Source organism: Chryseobacterium caseinilyticum, from assembly GCF_014837145.1.
Taxonomy (GTDB): Bacteria; Bacteroidota; Bacteroidia; order Flavobacteriales; family Weeksellaceae; genus Chryseobacterium; species Chryseobacterium caseinilyticum.
The window spans coordinates 691152-707449 of sequence record NZ_JACYFS010000001.1; the positions used below are offsets into that span (position 1 = coordinate 691152).

18 protein-coding genes are annotated in these 16298 nt (G+C 35.0%); 6 read left to right on the plus strand and 12 right to left on the minus strand.

Annotated features, from left to right (window positions below):
* Positions 1 to 18 precede the first annotated feature (18 nt).
* The 9 genes from IC610_RS03275 to fucP all read right to left on the minus strand — a co-directional run bounded on the left by IC610_RS03275 (position 19) and on the right by fucP (position 7960).
* Entirely contained in the window at positions 19 to 312 is a 294-nt protein-coding gene (locus tag IC610_RS03275; RefSeq protein WP_191735218.1) for a type II toxin-antitoxin system RelE/ParE family toxin, read from the minus strand.
* Positions 302 to 556: a hypothetical protein gene (locus tag IC610_RS03280; RefSeq protein ID WP_191735219.1), complete on the minus strand. Its 255-nt coding sequence runs from the start codon at positions 554 to 556 to the stop codon at positions 302 to 304. Before IC610_RS03280 ends, IC610_RS03275 begins: the two co-directional genes overlap by 11 nt.
* 130 nt (positions 557 to 686) lie before the next feature.
* A complete protein-coding gene (locus tag IC610_RS03285) occupies positions 687 to 1469 on the minus strand; it encodes an L-fucose dehydrogenase (RefSeq protein WP_191735220.1) in 783 nt (260 codons plus the stop codon).
* A 251-nt stretch (positions 1470 to 1720) separates the two neighbouring features.
* Complete coding sequence (locus IC610_RS03290) at positions 1721 to 2545, minus strand: amidohydrolase family protein (RefSeq protein ID WP_191735221.1); 825 nt, start codon at positions 2543 to 2545, stop codon at positions 1721 to 1723.
* A 16-nt stretch (positions 2546 to 2561) separates the two neighbouring features.
* Positions 2562 to 2891 (minus strand): L-rhamnose mutarotase, encoded by a 330-nt coding sequence (locus IC610_RS03295; RefSeq protein ID WP_191735222.1) that lies wholly within the window; start codon positions 2889 to 2891, stop codon positions 2562 to 2564.
* The gene (locus IC610_RS03300; protein ID WP_191735223.1) at positions 2888 to 3739 is read right to left on the minus strand and encodes a fumarylacetoacetate hydrolase family protein; all 852 of its coding nucleotides are present in this window, start codon (positions 3737 to 3739) and stop codon (positions 2888 to 2890) included. Before IC610_RS03300 ends, IC610_RS03295 begins: the two co-directional genes overlap by 4 nt.
* Before the next feature lie 191 nt (positions 3740 to 3930).
* The gene (locus IC610_RS03305) at positions 3931 to 4695 is read right to left on the minus strand and encodes an SDR family NAD(P)-dependent oxidoreductase (protein WP_191735224.1); all 765 of its coding nucleotides are present in this window, start codon (positions 4693 to 4695) and stop codon (positions 3931 to 3933) included.
* A 221-nt stretch (positions 4696 to 4916) separates the two neighbouring features.
* Entirely contained in the window at positions 4917 to 6557 is a 1641-nt protein-coding gene (locus tag IC610_RS03310; protein ID WP_191735225.1) for a UxaA family hydrolase, read from the minus strand.
* Between the two features lie 125 nt (positions 6558 to 6682).
* Positions 6683 to 7960, minus strand: coding sequence for an L-fucose:H+ symporter permease (gene fucP, locus IC610_RS03315; RefSeq protein ID WP_191735226.1), 1278 nt, complete (start codon positions 7958 to 7960; stop codon positions 6683 to 6685).
* A 252-nt stretch (positions 7961 to 8212) separates the two neighbouring features.
* On the opposite strand from fucP, the gene IC610_RS03320 reads away from it, so the two are divergent.
* The 6 genes from IC610_RS03320 to IC610_RS03345 all read left to right on the plus strand — a co-directional run bounded on the left by IC610_RS03320 (position 8213) and on the right by IC610_RS03345 (position 13260).
* Positions 8213 to 8647, plus strand: a complete 435-nt coding sequence (locus IC610_RS03320) for an SRPBCC family protein (protein WP_191735227.1) — start codon at positions 8213 to 8215, stop codon at positions 8645 to 8647.
* 47 nt (positions 8648 to 8694) lie between these two features.
* Positions 8695 to 9189 carry a hypothetical protein gene (locus tag IC610_RS03325; protein WP_191735228.1) on the plus strand — a complete coding sequence of 165 codons (495 nt, stop codon included), beginning with the start codon at positions 8695 to 8697 and terminating at the stop codon, positions 9187 to 9189.
* A gap of 108 nt (positions 9190 to 9297) precedes the next feature.
* Entirely contained in the window at positions 9298 to 10449 is a 1152-nt protein-coding gene (locus IC610_RS03330) for an ABC transporter ATP-binding protein (RefSeq protein WP_191735229.1), read from the plus strand.
* 22 nt (positions 10450 to 10471) lie between these two features.
* Positions 10472 to 11053, plus strand: coding sequence for a hypothetical protein (locus tag IC610_RS03335; RefSeq protein WP_191735230.1), 582 nt, complete (start codon positions 10472 to 10474; stop codon positions 11051 to 11053).
* 68 nt (positions 11054 to 11121) lie between these two features.
* Complete coding sequence (locus tag IC610_RS03340; protein ID WP_191735231.1) at positions 11122 to 12276, plus strand: hypothetical protein; 1155 nt, start codon at positions 11122 to 11124, stop codon at positions 12274 to 12276.
* Positions 12277 to 12489: 213 nt separating this feature from the next.
* On the plus strand, positions 12490 to 13260 hold the full coding sequence (locus IC610_RS03345) for a helix-turn-helix transcriptional regulator (RefSeq protein WP_191735232.1): 771 nt from the start codon (positions 12490 to 12492) through the stop codon (positions 13258 to 13260).
* A 22-nt stretch (positions 13261 to 13282) separates the two neighbouring features.
* Here the strand turns inward: IC610_RS03345 and IC610_RS03350 are convergent, their stop codons facing one another.
* The 3 genes from IC610_RS03350 to IC610_RS03360 are packed head-to-tail and all read right to left on the minus strand — an operon-like array spanning position 13283 to position 16266.
* Positions 13283 to 14341, minus strand: coding sequence for a hypothetical protein (locus tag IC610_RS03350; protein WP_056080077.1), 1059 nt, complete (start codon positions 14339 to 14341; stop codon positions 13283 to 13285).
* 38 nt (positions 14342 to 14379) lie between these two features.
* On the minus strand, positions 14380 to 15234 hold the full coding sequence (locus IC610_RS19940) for an ATP-binding protein (protein ID WP_228462846.1): 855 nt from the start codon (positions 15232 to 15234) through the stop codon (positions 14380 to 14382).
* Between the two features lie 18 nt (positions 15235 to 15252).
* Positions 15253 to 16266 carry a hypothetical protein gene (locus tag IC610_RS03360; RefSeq protein ID WP_056080071.1) on the minus strand — a complete coding sequence of 338 codons (1014 nt, stop codon included), beginning with the start codon at positions 16264 to 16266 and terminating at the stop codon, positions 15253 to 15255.
* Positions 16267 to 16298 lie beyond the last annotated feature (32 nt).

The following is a 16298-nucleotide window of genomic DNA, read 5'->3' on the forward strand; positions in this document are numbered from 1 at the left end:
TTTTTTCTTCCGCTTTTTTTATGGATATTTTTCAGGATTTTGTGAAGTATGAAAAACTCTGAAAATTCTGATGATTTGTTTTTCTTTTTCAATCTTATAAATAATGATGAACGGAAAAATTTTAAATGGTAACCGATGGAAATCATTATGGATTTTCTGATAGTAAGAAACTTTTTTTAGCTTGCCCACTGTAAATTTAAAATCCTTGAAAAAACTATCTGCCACTTTTTTACCGGCGACATTTTTGTAATATTCGAAAGAATTTACAATGTCTCTATTAGCTTCGGAAGTAGTGATTATTTTAAACACCATACTTTGCCTTCATTTCAGCAAATAAATCTTCAATAGGCATAAAATCTTCATCCGTTAAATTTTCCATTGCATCCAATTCGCGTTTCTGCTGATCAGTTAATTGGTAATTTATATTATGTTCAAACCAATTTTTTTCAGATTTATTTTCAATAATTCCATCCAAATATCCTAAAACCTGTTTGAGAATTTCCTCCGGTTCATCTTTTAGTTTTTGGTTGATTATATGTAACGTATTAGAACTCATTGGTCATATTTTTATCAAAGTTAATAAAAAATTTTATTGAAGATTATAATTCTTACTTTCAAATTTTTGTTTAGATAAATTGTAAATTTTTAAACTAATGATTAAAATCGACCAAAAAAAGGTATCGATTTTACCCCAGACTCCTGTCCAAATGTACATAACCACCATCCACATGAATCAATTGACCGGTAGTATGCGAAGATTTTTCCGATAAAAGAAATGCCGCCACATTTGCAATTTCTTCTGAGGTTGTCATGCGGTTTTCCAAAGGGATTTTTGATGTAATACTTTTCAGTTTTTCATCAGGATTTTCAAAAGTAGAAATCCACGATTCGTAAAGTGGAGTCCATGCTTCGGCAACGATGATTGCATTCACACGGATGCTGTAAGGCAAAAGTTCAACTGCCCATTCTCTTGTCAGTGCATTTCTGGCTCCATTTGCCGCGGCATAACCAGAAGTTCCGCCTTGTCCGGTTTCTGCAGTCTTGCTCCCGATATTTAAAATGGAACCTTTGCTTTCTTTCAGATAGGGAAGTGCGTGATGCACCAAAAGATAATAATGCACTACGTTTTTATGGTATGATGAAATGAAACCTTCATAGGAACCATTTTCAAGACCGACACCATCGTTCACACCTGCATTATTCACAATCCCATCGATTTTGCTATATTTTTTCACGACTTCACCTATGGCTTTTTTGCATTCTTCAGGTTGAGAAAGTTCAGCGGTCACGAAGTCGGCTTTTCCACCATTTTCCACGATCTCCTGAACAGTTTTTTTGTTGTCACCTTCATTTCTTCCGATGATTATTGGCAATGCTTTTTCTTCAGCTAATATTTTCGCAATCGCATTTCCGATGCCCTTCGCACCGCCACTTACGATGATTACTTTATGGTCTAGATGTAGGTTCATAATTTTGGATTATGTTTTTTAAACGCAAAAAGCGTAAAGATTTTTTTAATATTGTTTTATAAATTTTTCTTTTCGGAAGGGCGTTTGATTAAGTCAAGGCTTAAATTTCACTCAGCACAGAACAATTCATAAGCTTTTACATTCCCATACAAAAATCTTTGATTTTTAAACTTATGTGCTCTAAATATTCTCAAAGCATTAAACTTAAATCTAATGTGACTGATGTGTCAAAATCTTTTGTGCCTTTAAAATCACAGTCTGTAAAATTCCACAGCATTTCCAGAAAAAAATTGTTCCTGTTCTTCTTTTGAAAATTGTTCCAAATATTTTGAAATCAATTCCAGCCACAAAGCATATTTTCCTCCCAGCAACATCACAGGCCAGTCGCTTCCGAAAACCAAACGTTTAATTCCAAACTTCAAAAAGACAAAATCAAAAATTTCAAAAATGGATTTTTCGTCAGCCAAATTCCAGTTTCCCTGAGTTAAAAGTCCCGAAATTTTGCAGTATACATTTGGGTTTTGAGTCAGTTCTGAAATATTTTCTTTCCAGTCTTTCAGTTCGTTGGTTCTCAAATCCGGTTTTCCGCAATGATCTAGAATGAAAGGTTGCTCAGGCAGTTTTTCCGATAGTTTTACCGCATCTGAAAGCTGATCCTGTCTCAACAAAATATCAAAAGTATAATTATACTGATGAAGTGTAGAGATTCCTTTTAGAATCGTCTTCTGCAGTAGAAAACCGATCTCTTCTCCCTCTGCAACGTGTCTGAAACCTTTAATCAATTTTTCAGACTGATAATTTTTAAGCGACTCTTCAAGTTTGTCAGAAGCCAAATCAATCCAGCCGACAACTCCTTTAATCATTGGATGTTTTTTAGCTAAATCCAACAGAAAAGCAGTTTCTTCATCACTTTGGTCAGCCTGAACAGCAACGCATCCATCAACCTGATTCTCTTTTAAAAGCAACGAATAATCTTCGGGCAGAAAATCTTTCCGAATTGCCGTCATCTCTTCCGTAATCCAGGCATCCCGCACCGGATTAAAATTCCAAAAATGTACGTGAGAATCTATAATCATCTATTTCAAATCTAATTTATAACGAAAAAATTCTGTCCATTAACCGCCACTTTTCTCCTTCTTTCGATTTAGGCAACTGCTGCTGGAATTTCCACATCAATTCTTCCCATTCCTGAACTTTCGGATTGTTTTGATCCAAATCATTTTTAGCCTCAAAAGAAAAACTGTCATCAGCTTCAATAATCATGAATAACCGATTTTGGATACGGTAAATCTCCATATTTGTAATTCCGGAATCCAAAATACTTTGTCTGACTTCTGGCCAGATATTCTGATGATAATTTTCGTATTCAGCAATCATTTCGGTGTCATCAATTAAGTCGAGAGCTAGACAGAATTTTTTCATTCGTCGTATGCTTTTACTTTCTGGGTACTGCTTCCCAAACCGTCAATTCCCAGTTCTACCACATCACCAGGTTTCAGATACCAAGGCTCAGGTTTTTGTCCCAAACCAACACCGGCAGGCGTTCCCGTACTGATAATATCTCCGGGAAGCAAAGTCATAAACTGACTGATGTAGCTGACAATGAAAGGCACATCAAAAATCAGATTGGAAGTATTTCCATCCTGCAAAATTTCTCCGTTTACCTTGAGCCACAAACGCAGATTGTGAACATCTTCAATCTCGTCGGGCGTCGCAATAAAAGGGCCGATCGGCGCAAAAGTATCACAGCTTTTTCCTTTTACCCACTGTCCGTTTCTTTCCAGCTGAAAGGCTCTTTCGCTGTAATCGTTGTGCAGGACATAACCTGCAACGTGTTCCAGTGCATTTTCCTCAGAGACATAGCTCGCTTTTTTTCCAATGACGATGGCCAGCTCAACTTCCCAGTCGGTTTTTGTACTGGTTTTTGGAATAATCAGATCGTCATTCGGACCCACAATTGCCGTTGTCGCCTTAAAAAACAGAATCGGTTCCTGCGGAATCGCAGCGTTGGTTTCTGCGGCGTGATCTTTATAGTTCAATCCTACACAGATGATCTTGGATGGTCTCGCCAAAGGGGATCCCAGTCTTTCATCGGCAGAAATTTCAAGTAAATTCTGTGTGTTTATTTCCGATTTTAAATTTTCAATAGCGTCACCGGAAAAGAAGTTTTCATCATAATCTTTTACCAGATGAGAAACATCATATCTTTTATCATCAATAATGACTCCCGGTTTTTCCTGTCCCGGTTTTCCGAATTTTATTAATTTCATATTATTTTTTTTTAGAAGGTATCTTTTTATTTGAAGCTAATCCCGCTATCCACTATATCTTTTTTGTCATTGCGGACAATTGAAATAAAAAGTTGAACTGTTTCGCAGCCGCAATGACAAAAAAGGATGCCGTTTCTATCGGGGCTAGGGTAGTGTAGCCCGAATCAAAGGTTTAGCTTAATTTACAAATTTTAATTGTTCAAAGTAGTAAAACCACCGTCAATAGGATAATCTACACCAGTAATAAATGATGCTTCATCACTGCATAAATAAAGCGACAACGAGGCAACTTCCTCAGGCTGAGCCATTCTTCCGATGGGTTGCGTTTTCGATAATTTCTCAAACATTTCTTCAATATTATCAGGATAATTTTTTTGTAAAAATCCATCCACAAAAGGCGTATGCACTCTCGCTGGAGAGATCGAATTACAACGGATGTTATCACTGATATAATCTTTGGCAACACTCATGGTCATTGCTTTTACCGCACCTTTTGCTGTACTGTACGCAAAACGGTCAGGAATTCCCACTAGTGCAGCAATGGAAGCCATATTGATAATCACACCGCCACCGGATTTTCTGATCTGTGGAATCGCAGCAAAAAGACAGTTGTAAACTCCTTTGATATTAACGTTATAAATTCTGTCAAAATCATCTTCAGAAGTCGTGTCTGCCTTTCCGATGTGGGCAATTCCTGCATTGTTGACCAAAATATTGATCGCTCCAATCTGATCGAAAACCTCTAAGACATCTTTCTGTTTTGAAACATCACAGGCATAAACTTTCGCATTTCCTCCCGCTGATTTGATTTTTTCTAAAGTTTCCTGCCCATTCTGTTCTGTAATTTCAAGAATATGAACCTCGGCACCATTGGCTGCCAACTGAACTGCAATTGCCTGTCCAATTCCGCTTCCTCCGCCAGTCACAACGGCTTTTTTATTTTTTAATGAAAACATTTTATATTAAATTTTATTGGTAATTTATTTTAACGCAAAGGTCGCAAAGATTTTCTTAACTACTAACCGCTTTTAAGTTCGCAAAGGCGTTTCACTTAGCTAAGATTCTGAAGGTGTTGTTGTAGATAATTTACCATATAATATTTTCAAGCTTAAGCGACTTGTCGCAACCCTTTGCTCCTCTAATTTTCATATTAAAATTAAATCTTTGCGTTTAAAATTTACAAGCTAACCCCTCGTTTCCACGGAATAAAATCATCCTGATTCAATGCCACCGCTTTTGGAATAATATTTCCGCTCGCCACATCAATACAGAAATCCAAAATATCTTCCCCCATTTCCTGAATGGTTTTTTCGCCACGAACAACTGCACCGGTATCAATATCAATAATATCCGACATTTTTGTAGCCAAAACCGTATTGGTCGCCACTTTGATCACCGGACAAACAGGATTTCCAGTCGGTGTTCCAAGTCCTGTAGTAAACAAGATCAAAGTCGCTCCAGAAGCGGCTTTTCCCGTGGTTGCTTCCACATCATTTCCAGGCGTGCAGACTAAACTTAATCCCGGTTTTGTTGCTGGCTCAGTATAATCTAAAACATCTACAACAGGAGAGGAACCACCTTTTTTTGCCGCTCCTGCAGATTTGATGGCATCTGTAATAAGTCCGTCTTTAATATTTCCGGGCGATGGATTCATGTAAAATCCTGAGCCGACAGCGTGTGCCAGTTCATCATATTCTGTCATCAGCCTGATGAATTTTTCTGCGGTCGGCTGATCTACAGCCCGGTCGATTAACTCCTGTTCGGCTCCACATAGTTCAGGGAATTCGGCAAGCAAAACTTTTGCTCCCAAAACGGAGAGAATATCTGCGAGATGTCCGACAGCCGGATTCGCTGAAATGCCGCTGAAACCATCGCTTCCGCCACATTTCACACCAACACAGAGTTTGCTGATCGGTGCATCTTCACGCTCGATTGTATTAATTTCCTGAAGACCTTTCAGTGTTTCAAAAATCGCATTTTTGATCATGGTTTCTTCACTGACCGCTTTCTGCTGTTCGAAAACGAGTAAAGGTTTATCAAAATCAGGATTTCGGTTATACAAATCCCGTTTGAAATTATCGATTTGAAGATGCTGACAGCCAAGGCTCAACAAAGTTACTCCTGCCACATTGGGATGATCTGCGTAAGCTGCCAAAAGTTTGCTCAGGGAATCCGAATCCTGCCTTGTTCCGCCGCAACCGCCGGTGTGATTCAGAAATTTAATGCCGTCTACATTTTTAAAAACTCTTTCCTTTGCAGGAATATTGGAGGGCGAAAAATCAAGCTCATCCAAATTATCTCCTTTGGAAATCGCTTCTACCAGTTGTTGCGTGTAATCTTTGTATTTTGCATCGATAGCATATCCCAAACTGTCATACAGAGATTCTTTAATGATATCCAAATTTCGGTTTTCACAAAAAACGGTAGGGATAAACAACCAGTAATTGGCCGTTCCCACATCGCCATTTGAACGGTGGTATCCTTTAAAAGTTTTATGCAAAAATCTGGAAACATCAGGTTTTGTCCATTGATAATCTACATCACGATAGTAAAACGGATCAGCCGCATGCTTTGTATTATCCACCGTCATTCTCGTTCCTGATGCCAGATCATATTGAACTTTCCCCACCAAAACACCGTACATGAAAATTTCATCGCCCTGTTTCATATCATTCATAAAAAATTTATGCTTGGCAGGGATGGCTTCCAAAGTAGTGTATGTATTTCCTTCAAATACAATTTCAGTTTCCGCAGGGATATCCTGAAGTGCGACTAAAACGTTGTCTTTTGGATTGATTTTTAAAATTAAATTGCTCATTTTTAGGTGAAATTGAATGTCTGCTGTGTTGGTTTTTCGAACACAAAGTTCTCTAAGTTTTTTTTATACTTACTGTTTTTTAGTTTCACAAAGGCGTTTCACTTAACCAAGATTATTGATATTTTTTATGAAGACTTTATATTTCTGAACCTTAAAGAAAACAGTAAAACTATTACAAAACATAAAAGCGGAACTGCATAAGAAAAATGGATGTTTCCCGAAATATCTGTAATCTTGCTCGCAACAGGTGGAATGATTGCACCACCTACAATAGACATAATCAGTAAACTTGAAGCAGGTTTTGTATCTGATCCTGCACCTTCAATTCCCAAAGCAAAAATTGTCGGGAACATGATGGACATGAAGAACGTCAAGCCAACAAGAGCATACAGTGTCGAAATTCCTGATCCGAAGATAACCCAAACCGTAAGAGCAATGCTGATCACACTGTAAACTCTTAAAAGTTTTTGTGGCGAAACATATTTCATCAAAAAGGTTCCTGCAAAACGGCCGACCATAAATAAAAATCCTGCTACACCCGCATAATATTTAGCTTCCTGACCTTTCATATCAATGGCGTCTTCAGCAAAAACCAAAAGGAAACTGAAGATGTAAATCTGTGCACCGATGTAAAAAAACTGTGCTAGAACTCCCCATCCCACATTTTTCACGCCTAAAACCTGAAAGTAGTTTTTTGTAGATTTCTCGTCGCTTTCCGTTACATCAGGCAGTTTAATAAAGAGAAACAGAAACATGACCAATAACAGAATTAAGCCTAAAATGATGTAAGGTCCCTTTACCAGCGAAGTTTCAGCCTGAATATACGCTAATTTTGCTGCCTGACTGAGCGTCGCAAGTTCTTCCTGCGATTTTGGTTCTACACTCAAGATAAAAATTCCGCCAACGATTGGAGCAATTGAAGCCGCCAAACCGTTGAAAGACTGAGCAAAATTTAATCTCTGCGTAGCTTTTTCAGGCGGTCCTAAAATGGTGATGTAGGGATTGGCTGCAGTCTCTAAAATGGCCAGACCACATGACAGAACGAATAAAGCTCCAAGAAAAAACGGGTAACTCACGGTATTGGCCGCCGGAACAAACAGAAAGCATCCTGCTGCAAAGAAAAATAATCCCACCAGAATTCCTGTTTTGTAACCGTATTTCTGAATAATCATTCCTGCAGGAATCGCGAGTAAAAAGTAGGCGGCAAAAACTGCAGAATCCACTAAAGAAGCCTGAAAATGATTTAACTGAAATGCACTTCGCAAATGTTTGATCAGAATAGGATCGAGGTTGTGAATAAATCCCCAGAAGAAAAACAAACTTGTGATCAGAATGAGCGGCAAACCATAATTTCTCTTTATTGAGGAAGAAGAAATGGAGTTTCCTGAATTGGTGTTGTTCATTGATTTGTTTTATTGTTTAATCATTGCAGAAAAGTAATCGTTTGCACAATGTTTACATTAAACAATTTTATTTGCTGTTTAAAACCTGAAACTTTCTACTTTTTAAAAGTATAATAATTTTTCGAATTAAAAATCGATTGGGCAGGATAGTACAAGATAGTGTACGGATATTTAAATTCGTTGAAGATTTTATATTAAATTTTAATTTATATAATTAAACTCATTTTGTTAAATTTAGATTAAATTAAAAATATGTCAACTCAAAACTTTTCTTATTCATTCTCAACTTCAAAATCTCCGGAGGAAGTTTATAAAATTCTTATTAATCCAAAAAATTGGTGGATCGGTTTGCATAATGAAATCATTACAGGAAAATCAGAGAATGTAAATGATGAATTCAGTTTCAGTGCAGGAAATGGAGCTCACAATTCGGTTCAAAAATTAAACGAAATGATTTTAAACGAGAAAATAGTTTGGAAAGTAATTGAGAGCAACCTGACATTCTTGAAAGAAACTGACGAGTGGACAGGAACAAAAATAAGTTTCGGCATATCTAAAGAAAATGACAAAACCAAAATCACTTTCACGCATGACGGACTGATTCCAGAATTTGAGTGTTATGATGGCTGCACGGGTGCGTGGTCACAATATTTAGAAAATTTAGATCAAAAATTAAACAGTGAATAAATCGTATCACAGAAAATAATTAACTTAGAATTACAAAAAACACAATTATGGAATATCATGCAATCGCAGAAAAATACACCGATTTTAAAGTAACCAAAGACGGAAAGCCTATCGGACAACTGAATTACAAAAGCTGGTTTAAATTCAGTGCAGAAATTGAAATTGCAAATTCAAAATATCAGGTGGAACCAAAAGGTTTTTGGGGAACGACGGTAGAAGTGCTGGATGGAAAAAAAGTTATTTTACAATTTACAATGAACTGGGACGGCAACATCGTAATGAAAATATATTTAAATGATATTGAGAAAAATTACACCTTCAGTCATAAAGGTTTTTTCAGAGAATCATTTGTGCTTACTGATGAAAAAGGAAGCGAACTTTTAATGATGAAACCCCATGTACAATGGCGAAGCTTGAATTATGAATATCAAATCTACACTTCGGAAATTCTGGAAACATTTGAAGAAAAAAATATTTTACTGCTGATTTCTCTGCATTGTGCCAATTATTACATGGCAATGATGATGGGAATGGGAGTTTGAGTCAACTATTTGTATCTAAGTGCTGAAACATTTGATTAATTTTCTCTCTGTAATTTGATATATTTTGCTTTTAAATTTTAATTATATTCGTTTAATTAAAATAGCCAAATGACGAGACATCAACAGCGTGTGAACGAAGTTCAGCATTTCTTCGATAATAAAGATACCGTTCTGGGATTCAGAAAACTGCTCGACTGCGCCATGGATACGCAAAGCATGGAGATTTACAGTGAAGCAATCGAGCTTACAGACTGGAAAGAAAAATTCCCAACCTACACCGACGAACTGATTGAAAAATCTAAAATTCTCCTCGCTAAAATTGAAAAAATTCCCGTGCAGGAGCATTTGACGGAAAAATCTGTGCTTCGGGCGAGAAATATTTTAAAATCCTACGGCAGCAACAGATTTTCCCTTGGTCCGGTTTCCATGGAGATCAATAAAGGTCAGGTTTACGGTCTCGTGGGAGAAAACGGAAATGGAAAGACTACGCTTTTAAGAATTTTAGCCAAAGAAATATCTTTTAATGAAGGTGATTTGAATTATTCATTTAACACAGAACCGAAAGATGATTTTGATCTTTGTACAAAGCTGGTTTACATCCCGCAACGAACGGAAAAATGGTACGGAAGTCTGAAGGATAATCTGAAATTTGTCCTGTCCAACTACGGCGTAAAACCTGAAGAAAACGAAACCCGGACGCTGATGATGATTGCCCGCCTCGGACTTTGGAATTATAAACATCTGAAATGGAGCGAACTGTCTTCCGGCTACAAAATGCGTTTCGAACTCGCGAGAACACTGCTCAGACAACCCGAAATTCTGCTTTTGGATGAACCGTTGGCGAATCTTGATGTTTTGGCTCAACAGGTGATTCTGGAAGATTTAAAATCAATTGCCAACTCCGTCAACAATCCTATTGCTTTGATTTTGAGTTCGCAGCAGCTGTATGAAGTGGAAAAAGTTTCAGATAAAGTTATTTTCCTGAAAAACGGTCAGTACAAAGACAATTCTGAACTGAATAATGCTGAAAATGATGGTTTGATTATAGAAATCGACACCCAGAGTTCCAGAGAAAATCTGCTGGATGTTTTCAACGCATTTAATTTAGAAAAACTGAATTTTAACGGTGGTGTTTATGTTGCGTATTTCTCGGCAGATACTGAGTTTTATGATGTAATGTCAGCCTTGGGAAATGCCAAAACCGACATTGTTTACATCCGGAATATTTCATCTTCAACCAGACGGTTTTTCGTTAATTAATCCATCATTAATTTAAATTACAATGCAAAAAATAAATCAATTCAATCAATATCTGCTTGAGAAATATCCGACCATTTGGAATACCAAAATTGTCTGGATGCTTTCGGCGGGTATTATAGTTCATATCTTATTTTTTATTATCGGTTATGTTTCGCATATTAATCCAAAATCATTGCAGACATCGAACGTTACAGACGATTACTTCCGTGACGGAATTATTCTGATCCATCTTATCATTTCCATTCTGATGATCGTCGGATGGCTGATTATGATGCTTAAAAATAATGCTTTCAAGAATTTTTACCCAAATTCCAAAGGAAAACTCTTCTCTCAGTTCTTCCAGTATTTTGTAATTATTTTTGTCTGCACCACTTTTTATTTTCCGTACATGATTGGTTTCAGAATGTACATCAACAACAAATATCCTGATGCCGAGATGAAAAAGAACATCGAAACCATCAACCTTGGTAAGGCTTTCTTAAGTCAGGATCTGGAATTATATACAGAGTATATCAGTTTAATACGGTTTACTCGAAAACTTCATACAAAAAAGACAGTTACAGTGAATTTATTGTCCCTGAGCCGGAGAGATCTCAGAAAATAGAAGCAATCTATTCTGAGCGAAACGGCGGCAAATCTGAAACATTTTATTTCAAGAAAGACGTTGTAGATATGTCTTCCTATATCAAATCTGACGGCATCAGTTTCTACAATTTCTCCGATTTGTTTTATGAATACGAAAACAGAATCAGCGATTACCGAAATACCCGCTATTACGAAGATGATAGTGCTGATAATAGATTTACAGAACTTAAAAAGAAAAAAGCCGAAATCAACAGAAAAACGGCAGAGCTTTTAGATAAAAACAATGCAGCTGAAATCGAAAAATTACTGTCACAGTTCCTGAAAATTTCGAGTCAGTTTGCCATTGAAAATAATCTGGAAGCAAAGCAGTGGACTAAAATGGTTTATGCACCGACAGATTTTAAAGTCCGGTACTTTATCAAAAAATACAGACCGTTGAAAGGACAGGAATATGATCCTGATAATTCTGAATATTATGATGAAGTTGCTGTAGCAGCTGATTCCGCGGTGAGTATTGTAGACGCTGATGCAGCTATTGTGAACGGAGAAGGCGAAATTGTCAACGACAGCATTCTGGTCAGAGATTTCAATCCAGAGATCAGTTCACAAATTTCTCCCGAAGATTATTTTAAGAAAAACACAACCGAATATTACTATTACTCGAACAACCTGAAGGACTTTCTCACCAGCGTTGACGATGTAAAATCTTACGATTTTTTCTCAGAAAACATTCACATTTATCTCTGGATCGCGTTTTTTCTGGCGACATTTATTTTCAGTTTCAGAATAACAGGTTTGAAATCTATTTTATTCAGCGTAATATCTGCAGGATTGCTTGCGCTGGCCGTCACTTTAATCACCGTTTTGTACGCAGTTTCCAGAACCGGTGGCGAAGAGTATTTTGTGTCTTATCTGGCATTGCTTATCTCCATCTTCATCCTTTCAATCCCGATTTTCAGAATGAAAAGATTCAACAAAATGGTGACTTCTGTTTTTGTTAATATCTCGCTGAACGGCTTTGTTTTATTTGTTCTTCTGTTGTTTGTAATCGTTTCAATGCATCAAAAAGCGGCTTGCCAAGGCACAGTTTATGATCCTATACTTGATGTTGCTTACGAAGACTGTCATTCAATTATAGAAATATTAGATTTAAATCTCAGCTATATTTTATTAATTGTGGGCTTTATTTTTACGTACTTCTACACAGCCATCCTCCAAAAATGGAAGGCAATACCGGAATAATTTTAATCTAAACCTCGTAAGTTTCTTATGAGGTTTTTGCTTTAATATTTTAAATTTGCAATTAGGCAACATCAATATATGAACAGAAGATTTTTGAGACTCACAATGTTGGTTAGAACTATTTTAGAAAATAACGGGAAGTTGACTTTTAAAGACATTTGCATAATAGTTTTAAAAAAGTTTGAAGTTTATTCCGGCAATTTAAATTTAGAATTGAAAAAATATAGTTCCTCGACTTTTGAGAAAGACAAAACGGCAATCTTTGATTTGTGGAAAATAGAGATTAAATGCGATAATTATAATAGATATTCCATACATGATGTTTCAGAAAGCATCTTCCAGAATGATTTGATGAACTCTGCAATATTTTTAGCTTCATTAAATTCTGATATGTTACTTCCAGGATTCGTCATTCCAGAAACAAGACAAAATACAGGAATAGATTATTTTCATGTGATTTCTGAGGCAATTGAAGCGAAGAAGAAGCTTAAAATTTCTTATTTCGATTATATTTCACAAAATAAGAAAGAGAAAATTATCAATCCGTACCGATTGAAACAGAAAGATTTTAAATGGTATGTTTTAGCTGATGATGAGAAAGATCCTGCAATTCCTTTCAAAAGTTATGCATTAGAAAGAATCAGAAAAATAGAAGAAGCTGGAAGATTTCGACCTCAAAATATTGATTTTGAAACGCCATACAAAAATGCTATGGGAATGTTTACAAATGGAGAACCGGAAAAAATGATTCTGGAATATGATTTACGTGATGGAAATTACCTGAAAGCCAATCCCATTCATCAATCCCAAACAATTGTTTCTGAAAACAAAGAAAACATTCAGTTTGAATTTTTTGTAAAACCCAACGAAAATTTTCTTATGGAATTGATGAAAAGATCTTGGTCTCTAAAAATTATTGAACCGATTTCCCTGAAGGAAAAAATAAGGAGTTACTGGGAAAGGGCTTTGGAGAGGAATGGATGAAATTTTAATTTAGTGATTTTATTTATTGGATGATTATTTCATTCGAATATTTCTCTACTAATTTATTATGCCATTCACTAAAAAGTTCACGCTGTTTAAAAAACCAATGGTTTGTAATTTGATATTCAGTTCCATTAGAGTCCTTAAAAAAGTCCTTAGAATAATATCTTTCTTTTTTTTCTTCAGATTTATTTTGTAATACTGCGTAATCTAATCCAAAAAAGTCCTTACATATTACTTTGTCTAAAAGTATTGGTAAAATTACCATATCCAAATTCAGCTCTTTAATTTCAGCTAATTTCCCAAAGATAAATTCTTTATTTTTTGATAAAAATTCATCGCTTTTTATAATAGCAGTTTCTGACAGTTTTTCTTCTTTTTTTTCTTCCGCTAAAATTTCCTTTCTCACTTCTATGAATGAAATTTTTTTCTCATCAATCATTTTTTTTGCTATGTCATGATATTCTTGTGTAACATTCTGGATATTTAATCCTTTTGGTAATAAATGATTAGGATTATAAAGTTCAATGCATAAAGCTTTAATTAAATTTTTAATCTCAGAATTACGTTTATCTTGGTGTTCGGGTTTATCCATAATATAATTGAGATAATCAGGAATAATTACAATGTTCCACAATGAACTGAAATATAATGGATTTGTAACTTCTCCCCAAACGTGAGAAATTGTATAATTTATTATGTGGCTATAACTTCCAGAACTTATAAGATGAGATGTATATTCGTGAATTTTTTTCACCAAAGTCTGATTTCCTGTTCCATCAAAAAACACTGAAATAGAAGTATCTCTATGAATTAAATTATTTTCAATAAGTTTTTGTGCATTATTTTTATACTTATTATTTTTTGCGCCAACTTTTTTACCATCTGAATAATAAACCCCACCAAGTTTTCGTGAAAAACGTACTGGTAGCTTTTCTTTTTTTTCAATAATGTTGAGCATTTCAGCTGCACGTTTCTCCACAAATTCAGGTTTGATAAATAAACAAGATTCCACAAAATACTCCTTAAAATCTTTGTTTTGAGTTTCAACCATATTAATAAGTTTGTCAGTTCCATTCATGCTATTTCAATTTTTACAAATATATATCAATTCACCCACTAAAGAAAACTCCTATCCAAATCCAACACATTCCCAAAGCGGTTTCTGAAATAAAACTCCTTTTTATACAGAACAGCTGTTTCAGATTTTGAAATCTCAAATTTTACAAACTTCTTCCCAAAATAATTATGTTTTGAAAGTTTAATCAGATCTAAGTGTTTCTCAAAGTTTTTTTCAAGATGATTTTTTAAGGCACTGCAGGTTTCAAAAAGTTTTTCATTTCCGTCTTCAATGCTGAAATTTTCGTCTTGTCCGAAAATAATTGTTCCCTTTCCTGAATTGAGAAATGCGCAAACTGTTTCCAAAATTATATCAACACTGTTTTTTAAATTATATTCTACAAACTCAATTTCTTCGACATTTCGGTTTTGTAAACTTTCAAGCAATTTCTTCCCAATCGCAGTATTGAAAGGAATTTCTATATTGTATTTTTCATTTCTTTTAAAATTAATTTTCAATAGATGATAATATTTTTTCTCTGTACTTCGACCAATTTGCTGTTTACGCTGATCGGTTTTAGACAAATCAAAATGTGCATCAAGCAGATAATGTTTATCTTTTTTATCAGCAATTCCAAAACATTTAAAATCTTCATTAATTCGCATTTGAATTGACAATCCTCGGTTAAATTTCTCAGGATTTTGATAGATAATTTTTCCATTTTCTGTAGTTATAATTTCACTTTCACCGTGCAATATTTCTATAGCTGCGTCGTAATATTCAAAAGCTTTATTTCTGGCTTCAGGAATATCAAGATCAGTGAATATTTTCTGGTGTAAGATCTTTAGTCCAACACTGTTCTCAACAAATTGGGTTGTCACTACATAACTGATTAGAGGGTTTTGTGCGTGCATAAGATTATTTTTTTGCTGTTATAAAATGTCTAATAAGATTCTTAATTCCGGATTAATGTATTCGTAATCTAAAATCTCACAAAGCAATGTATCTTCACTCGCTTCAGTAACACCGAGATTTGAACGGAAATATACTTTACCTGTTTTAGCGTGTATAATGCTTTCTCTGTCATTATTGATCTGTTCAAAAACCATGTAAATTTTATCTTCAATTTCTACTCGCGTAAAAAAAGTTAGCGGCTTTTTAGAAGGATACATTTTTTCGAAAAAGCGCAGATATTTACATGTTGTTTTCTTATTTTTAAAAGGAAAAAAAACATATTTTAAACCTTTGGAATTCACCAGGGAAAGATAGATTCTTTCAAACTCAAAATATTTTTCTGTCGTTATAATTTCTTTTTCAAAAGCATTATCGTCACGGTAAAATACTTCTTTGGCTTCATGTGTTTTTTCTAATTTGTTGAAGTGTTTTTCAGAAACCAAATCTTCAAGTTCAGCATAAACAATTTGATTTGCAGGGTTAAAAGTTTTCAGCAGTCTTCGCTCAGCAGATAGAGAAATAAAATAATTTGCATTTCTAAATTCAAAAATAGAATAAGATCTTTTCATATGCGGAATATCAATATCGCCGTGATAACTAAGACGAATAGAAAGAAAACCGTAGAAATTCAGTGTTTCATCTGCTTTTCTTTCGTTTGTCTGATTGATGACTGCATCTTTTCGGATATAATCATTAAAGTGATAAGTGATTTTACATTCAGAAAGTTTTTTGAAATTTAAAATTTGATTGTCTTTATGATAAAAACTTTCTTCCAAAGTCGTTATTTGCTTAAGGTCGGTAGAATTTGCATTTTCAAAGTCAAATATCTGAATGACATTTTTCTCTAAAGCATCATTTACAATCTTTGATAAATAATGTAAGGCCTCCTGTCTTGCAACAAGTAAATTTTCATTTTTAAATATTTGTGTCTCGTAACCAAGCATCAGATGTAACATTGGTGGCACTATTACAGTGTAATTAAAATCATTCATAACTTATTTTTCTAATTATTTTGCAAAGTAAT

Excerpts from the sequence above, each read along its gene's own strand:
- IC610_RS03275 (WP_191735218.1), bottom strand. The coding sequence starts at position 312 with ATGGTGTTTAAAATAATCACTACTTCCGAAGCTAATAGAGACATTGTA.
- IC610_RS03280 (WP_191735219.1), bottom strand. The coding sequence starts at position 556 with ATGAGTTCTAATACGTTACATATAATCAACCAAAAACTAAAAGATGAA.
- IC610_RS03285 (WP_191735220.1), bottom strand. The coding sequence starts at position 1,469 with ATGAACCTACATCTAGACCATAAAGTAATCATCGTAAGTGGCGGTGCG.
- IC610_RS03290 (WP_191735221.1), bottom strand. The coding sequence starts at position 2,545 with ATGATTATAGATTCTCACGTACATTTTTGGAATTTTAATCCGGTGCGG.
- IC610_RS03295 (WP_191735222.1), bottom strand. The coding sequence starts at position 2,891 with ATGAAAAAATTCTGTCTAGCTCTCGACTTAATTGATGACACCGAAATG.
- IC610_RS03300 (WP_191735223.1), bottom strand. The coding sequence starts at position 3,739 with ATGAAATTAATAAAATTCGGAAAACCGGGACAGGAAAAACCGGGAGTC.
- IC610_RS03305 (WP_191735224.1), bottom strand. The coding sequence starts at position 4,695 with ATGTTTTCATTAAAAAATAAAAAAGCCGTTGTGACTGGCGGAGGAAGC.
- IC610_RS03310 (WP_191735225.1), bottom strand. The coding sequence starts at position 6,557 with ATGAGCAATTTAATTTTAAAAATCAATCCAAAAGACAACGTTTTAGTC.
- fucP (WP_191735226.1), bottom strand. The coding sequence starts at position 7,960 with ATGAACAACACCAATTCAGGAAACTCCATTTCTTCTTCCTCAATAAAG.
- IC610_RS03320 (WP_191735227.1), top strand. The coding sequence starts at position 8,213 with ATGTCAACTCAAAACTTTTCTTATTCATTCTCAACTTCAAAATCTCCG.
- IC610_RS03325 (WP_191735228.1), top strand. The coding sequence starts at position 8,695 with ATGGAATATCATGCAATCGCAGAAAAATACACCGATTTTAAAGTAACC.
- IC610_RS03330 (WP_191735229.1), top strand. The coding sequence starts at position 9,298 with ATGACGAGACATCAACAGCGTGTGAACGAAGTTCAGCATTTCTTCGAT.
- IC610_RS03335 (WP_191735230.1), top strand. The coding sequence starts at position 10,472 with ATGCAAAAAATAAATCAATTCAATCAATATCTGCTTGAGAAATATCCG.
- IC610_RS03340 (WP_191735231.1), top strand. The coding sequence starts at position 11,122 with ATGTCTTCCTATATCAAATCTGACGGCATCAGTTTCTACAATTTCTCC.
- IC610_RS03350 (WP_056080077.1), bottom strand. The coding sequence starts at position 14,341 with ATGAATGGAACTGACAAACTTATTAATATGGTTGAAACTCAAAACAAA.
- IC610_RS19940 (WP_228462846.1), bottom strand. The coding sequence starts at position 15,234 with ATGCACGCACAAAACCCTCTAATCAGTTATGTAGTGACAACCCAATTT.
- IC610_RS03360 (WP_056080071.1), bottom strand. The coding sequence starts at position 16,266 with ATGAATGATTTTAATTACACTGTAATAGTGCCACCAATGTTACATCTG.